The sequence below is a fragment of the Microcystis sp. genome (genome assembly GCF_048564745.1).
Taxonomy (GTDB): domain Bacteria; phylum Cyanobacteriota; class Cyanobacteriia; order Cyanobacteriales; family Microcystaceae; genus Microcystis; species Microcystis ichthyoblabe_A.
Window position 1 is genome coordinate 1 of record NZ_JBLZRT010000004.1, and the last position, 5,164, is coordinate 5,164.

6 protein-coding genes are annotated in these 5,164 nt (G+C 42.6%); all 6 read right to left on the reverse strand.

Going from position 1 to position 5,164, the window contains the following annotated elements; translation table 11 throughout:
• Positions 1-424: 424 nt before the first annotated feature.
• The 6 genes from ACOCD9_RS00410 to ACOCD9_RS00435 all read right to left on the reverse strand — a co-directional run bounded on the left by ACOCD9_RS00410 (position 425) and on the right by ACOCD9_RS00435 (position 4,887).
• A complete protein-coding gene (locus ACOCD9_RS00410; protein WP_002801999.1) occupies positions 425-973 on the reverse strand; it encodes an oxidoreductase in 549 nt (182 codons plus the stop codon).
• 77 nt (positions 974-1,050) lie between these two features.
• On the reverse strand, positions 1,051-1,512 hold the full coding sequence (locus ACOCD9_RS00415) for a hypothetical protein (RefSeq protein WP_419546124.1): 462 nt from the start codon (positions 1,510-1,512) through the stop codon (positions 1,051-1,053).
• Positions 1,513-1,514: 2 nt separating this feature from the next.
• Positions 1,515-1,910: a hypothetical protein gene (locus tag ACOCD9_RS00420; protein ID WP_419546125.1), complete on the reverse strand. Its 396-nt coding sequence runs from the start codon at positions 1,908-1,910 to the stop codon at positions 1,515-1,517.
• Between the two features lie 8 nt (positions 1,911-1,918).
• A complete protein-coding gene (gene hoxU, locus ACOCD9_RS00425; protein ID WP_002760545.1) occupies positions 1,919-2,635 on the reverse strand; it encodes a bidirectional hydrogenase complex protein HoxU in 717 nt (238 codons plus the stop codon).
• A gap of 85 nt (positions 2,636-2,720) precedes the next feature.
• Positions 2,721-4,349 (reverse strand): hydroxylamine reductase, encoded by a 1,629-nt coding sequence (gene hcp / locus ACOCD9_RS00430; RefSeq protein ID WP_419546126.1) that lies wholly within the window; start codon positions 4,347-4,349, stop codon positions 2,721-2,723.
• A 442-nt stretch (positions 4,350-4,791) separates the two neighbouring features.
• Positions 4,792-4,887 (reverse strand): TPR end-of-group domain-containing protein, encoded by a 96-nt coding sequence (locus tag ACOCD9_RS00435; protein ID WP_394296123.1) that lies wholly within the window; start codon positions 4,885-4,887, stop codon positions 4,792-4,794.
• Positions 4,888-5,164: the final 277 nt, after the last annotated feature.

A 5,164-nucleotide genomic window follows, 5' to 3' on the forward strand; every position in this document is an offset into this window, starting at 1 on the left:
GTTTTGCATAGCCCATACTCAACGGATTTACTATTACTTCCGATTTTATCACTCAATCCAAGCTTTTGGGGGGTTCTACCCCCCAAACCCCCCGTTGGGGGCGTGGCGCGGTCACTGAGCGTGTCGAAGTGCCGCCCCCAAACCCCCCGCGCATTAGTTTTTCGGTGGGATGCTTACACGCGGCTGCTGACACATCTGTAATAATTTAGGAGTCACTGATAATTGCTGATTGTCGGTATTTCTACAAATGTGAGATGCACCCAATCAGTAATCAGTAAACAGTAATCAATAATCAGCGAAAAGACAGCAGCAAACTGGCATTTGATGAGGCTCACTTAATACATACTGCTCACTCAAAACTTAAAACTCAAATCTGATAACTGATAACTGATAACTGATAACTGACGACTGATAACTGATTCAATTAACCAAATTTAATCATTTCTCGCCCTGCCATCACGGGTAATTCCCCTTTTAAAATCGGAATCAATGTCTCGCGAATTCTGTCCGCATCGGGGGGACAACCCGGCATAAAAATGTCGATGGGAATGACTTGATGGACGGGCAGCACTTGATCTAATAATTCGGGAACGATACCGGGTTCTTCTGGTAGTTGAGGGGTGTTATCTCCTAACTCTAAATAAGCCCTTTTTAGCACGGGTTCGGCAGTTCCTAACATATTCCGCATAGCGGGAACGTTAGCAGTTACGGCGCAATCACCAAAAGAAACGACGGTTTTGGTATTTTGACGGACTAGATGAATTAGTTCTAAATTATCCTGATTAGCGATCGCTCCTTCCACTAAACAGACATCGACATTTTCTGGATAGGTTTTCAGATCGCAGCCGACGGGACTATATACCACGTCAACTTTTTCGGCTAATTCTAACAGCCATTCATCCAAATCGAGGAAGGACATATGGCATCCCGAACAACCGGCTAACCAGACAGTAGCAAAGCGAATTTTAGACATAATTTTAATTCCTTGATTGGTATTTTTTGGCTGAGTTGCAATTTGATCAAAAGGATCAAACGCAAAGAAATTCTCTTTTAAACTATTTTTGCCTCCAGGATAAACTCTTGCATTTTTTCCTCAAAGAAAGGGGCTAAATCTAGATTTTTCCAGTCTTTAAGTAGCTCAAAAATAATCGCCTCCGATGCAAAATTTCCCGTATAGGAAATAAAAGAAAAAGGACGTTTGCCGAAATTGAGCAAACAGCTTAAAATCGTGCAATGGTCTTTTACTCCAAAACCAAGAGAACAGGTTTTATCTCGATCTTTTACTCGCCAATTATCAGCATTCTTGGCATAAATATCTAGGGCAACTAAAGCGGAATCCACCTCTCTAGAATATTTAATTAAGAGCGAATACAAAACTCTAGGCTCTTGACTAATATCAGACAAAATTTCAATTATCCGACAAGGAATACTAGAAAATTGCGCCGTCAAATTGGAGAGAGACTGACACATTTCTAGGGCTTGCAGAAATTGCGATTCGGGTGATGTGGTCATAATTATCTTGTTTGCTGAATTGAATCGGACCAAGGATATTGTTTTTGTGCCAGTAAATGCGCTTGTTGCTGCGAAAAACCTCGATTAATCACTAAGTCAGATTCGTAGATTTCATGATTGAGAAACATCCGATCAAGATTATTCCCTTGAGCGCCAGCGAGTCTTCGCCAAGCTGCTACCATTAAACCTTCGGGAAAAAATTGATATCGAGACACTCCCGATCCAAAAGCATAATCCTTGGCGCGTCGGATATCGATTTCCGAGATTTCGTATTGGGCAGCAATCCCTAGGATATCTTGATTGTTACCCATAATCTGATCATATTCCTCCCTTACCTTGACGGTTAATTTCTGCTCGTAGATATCTAAATGCGCCCATCGATCACTATCACCCTCCATCGGTTAGTTTAACGCGTCCATTGGTGTTGAGTCCTAGCGTTAACTAAAAATTCCAACTTCGAGCGATCTTCCTCTTTTTCAGAAACGGCGGAACCCTTGCGGAATATGGCTCCCGTTGGACAAGCGGCAACACATTTGCCGCAGGAAGTACAGGCAGAAACGCTGCCCCAAGGCTGATCCATTCCCGCGATAATTTTATCTTTTTCGCCGCGATAAGCCAGATCCCAAACGTGCGCCCCTTCAATTTCATCACAGACTCGTACACAACGGGTACAGAGAACACAACGATTATGATCGATACCGAAAAGAGGATGGGAAATATCTACTTCTCGCTTGGGAAAACGGTAGGGAAAACGACTATGATCCATACCCACTTCGATGGCTAAATCTTGCAATTCACAGTTACCATTAGCCACACAAACCGCACAAACGTGATTACCTTCAGCGAATAATAATTCCACTGTCATGCGGCGATATTCTTTCAGTTTTGGGGTATCGGTATGAACCACCATTCCTTCCGCCACTTCCGTTACACAGGCAGGTAATAATTTATTAATACCTTCAATTTCTACCAAACATAAGCGACAGGCAGCCACTTCGGAAACCCCATCGAGATGACAGAGGGCGGGAATTTTTATTCCTACCTGACTAGCGGCTGCGAGAACTCGCGAACCTGCTTCGATCGCTACATCTTTGCCATCAATGCTTAAAGTGATTACGGACATAAAAATTATTCTCCTTGAGGATAATATCCCTCTCCTTCCCATAGGCCACAATTTGTGGCCGAGGGTGGGATTTTTACAGAAAGTTTTAACCTAGACAAGCGGCTAAGTCTTTTGCGGGGGTGGTAATCGGCTGCAGATGATAGGTATCGGAGAGGAATTTGAGGACGTTAGGGGAGATAAATGCCGGTAAAGTTGGTCCCAGACGGATATTTTGAATACCTAGATGCAGCAGGGTGAGCAGTACAGCGATCGCTTTTTGTTCGTACCAAGAGATAATTAGGGAGAGGGGAATCTCGTTGACGCTAACGTTAAAAGCGTTGGCTAATACTAGGGCGATTTTGATGGCACTATAGGCATCGTTACATTGTCCCACGTCCATCAGCCGGGGTAATCCTTCGATAGTACCTAATTGTTTGTCGAAAAAGCGGAATTTTCCACAGGCAAGGGTTAAAACGATGCAATCTTCGGGGACTTGTTCCACAAATTCGGTGTAGTAATTGCGATCGGGTTTTGCCCCATCGCAGCCGCCAACTAGGAAGAAGTGACGGATTTTACCCTGTTTAAGGGCATTAACCAGCGTATCAGCGACACTGAGAACGGTATTGTGGGCAAATCCCACCATTACCTGCCGAGGTTCGCTTATTTCAGTAAATCCGGGCAATGATTGCGCTTTAGCAATCACGGGACTAAAATCGATCGCACCGTCCACTGTTTCTAAGCGGTTAATATGGGCATAACCCACAGGTCCGAGGGTAAAGAGTTTACTTTCATAGTTTTCGTGGGGGGGCATGAGACAATTAGTAGTTAAAACTATTGCCCCCGGAAACTTAGCAAATTCTTTAGTTTGATTTTGCCAGGCGGTGCCATAATGACCGTAGAGATGGGGATATTTTTCTTTGAGTTTTGGATAACCGTGGGCGGGTAATAATTCTCCGTGGGTATAGACTGTTATCCCAGTATTGGCAGTTTGTGCCAGTAAAGCCGCTAATTGTTTAATATCATGGCCGGAGACTAAAATGGCTTTACCTAGACGCGGATTTAAGGGAACATTTGTCGGTATGGGATGACCGTAGGTTTCGGTATGACCTTGATCTAATAATTCCATGGCCCGCAGGTTTGCTGCCCCAACTTTTAGACAGATTGCCACCCAATCATTCAGGTTTAAATCTCCCCGGTCAATCGCCGCTAAAGTCTCTTGGATAACCTGATAAACTGAGTCATCCTCTTGACCTAATTCCTGAGCGTGGAAAGTATAGGAAGCAAGACCTTTAACTCCGTAGATAGCGGTTAACTTTAGGGAAAAAATATCGAGGTCTTGTACTTTTTCAATTAGTTCTAAGGATACTTCTTGACCTTGGCTGACTAGACTCTCATTAAAATTAGGCTGATAGTTAGCAAGTGCAGACCAGTCCAGCGATCCCAATTGTGCTTTTAAATTTTCCCGAATCTCTAAACAACGCTGAATATAATCGGTAAAACGTCTTTGATCGAAGTTCACATTGGTCATGGTGGCGAAAAGCGACTCGCAGGTAAAAATATCGGCTTCGCGAGTAGATATCGCCGCTTCTTTGGCTTTTAAAACCACCGATGCTAATCCCCGCATACAATAAACTAATAAGTCTTGAACGGCGTTGACTTCGGGACTTTTTCCACAGGCTCCCCACTGATGACAACCATTACCACTAGCGGTTTGTTCGCATTGTTCACAAAACATAAGTTTTCTCTCTTTTTTCAGTAGATTGACAGATTGTTGCGATTTTTTTCTACTAAATTGAATTCTGCTTTTTTGAAAGTTAGTTATCGGCCCTCACCCGGCAGGAATTGTGGATTTTACGACTGGAAAGCTTGTCTTGACAGCCTCTACTCTCTGAACTATGTTTTTATTCTCTCACTTTTTTTGCCGGTTGGGTTCTGATTTTAGATTTCCTCAAGAATTACTGATTAAACAATTATTTAGTTGTCTTATTAAATTAAGTATTTTTTGTGATTTTTATGATATAATGAGCGAGATTTTCGATTTTTAGGTGGGTATTTGCCAGTGTCATAGCAATCGGTCTCCTGATTAGGATAGAAAGTTGGAACTTAAGAGTTATTATCGCCTAACTGTGATGATGGGATTGCTTTCGACATAGATAGTTATCTCTTTTTTTATTTACTTAACTTAGCAATGATTGAAACCGCTCATCTCCCCGAATCTGCTCAAAATCTTTATCTGTTTTCGCCAGATCCTGATATTTGACATCAAGACTGATGAACGATTTATTTTATTAGTGGTATTCCGATATCTTTGCAGATTTTATTAGCGAGAATATGCCTAATTTCCGTATGTCTTGGAATCGCAGATCTTTTATTTAATTGGGGGTTAAACCACCAAGAATGGCTAGGACTTGCTGAAAAAGTACGGGCGAAGCATTCGGATAGAAAATCTACGGTTTCACCGATAGGTTATTGTCCGAATGCTTCGCCCCTACAGGACGCGGGCCGATGAAGACGCAAGGTTTTGAACGACGATTCTCTCAAAATCTTGCA

Excerpts from the sequence above, each read along its gene's own strand:
- hcp (WP_419546126.1), bottom strand. The coding sequence starts at position 4,349 with ATGTTTTGTGAACAATGCGAACAAACCGCTAGTGGTAATGGTTGTCAT.
- ACOCD9_RS00415 (WP_419546124.1), bottom strand. The coding sequence starts at position 1,512 with ATGACCACATCACCCGAATCGCAATTTCTGCAAGCCCTAGAAATGTGT.
- ACOCD9_RS00410 (WP_002801999.1), bottom strand. The coding sequence starts at position 973 with ATGTCTAAAATTCGCTTTGCTACTGTCTGGTTAGCCGGTTGTTCGGGA.
- hoxU (WP_002760545.1), bottom strand. The coding sequence starts at position 2,635 with ATGTCCGTAATCACTTTAAGCATTGATGGCAAAGATGTAGCGATCGAA.
- ACOCD9_RS00420 (WP_419546125.1), bottom strand. The coding sequence starts at position 1,910 with ATGGAGGGTGATAGTGATCGATGGGCGCATTTAGATATCTACGAGCAG.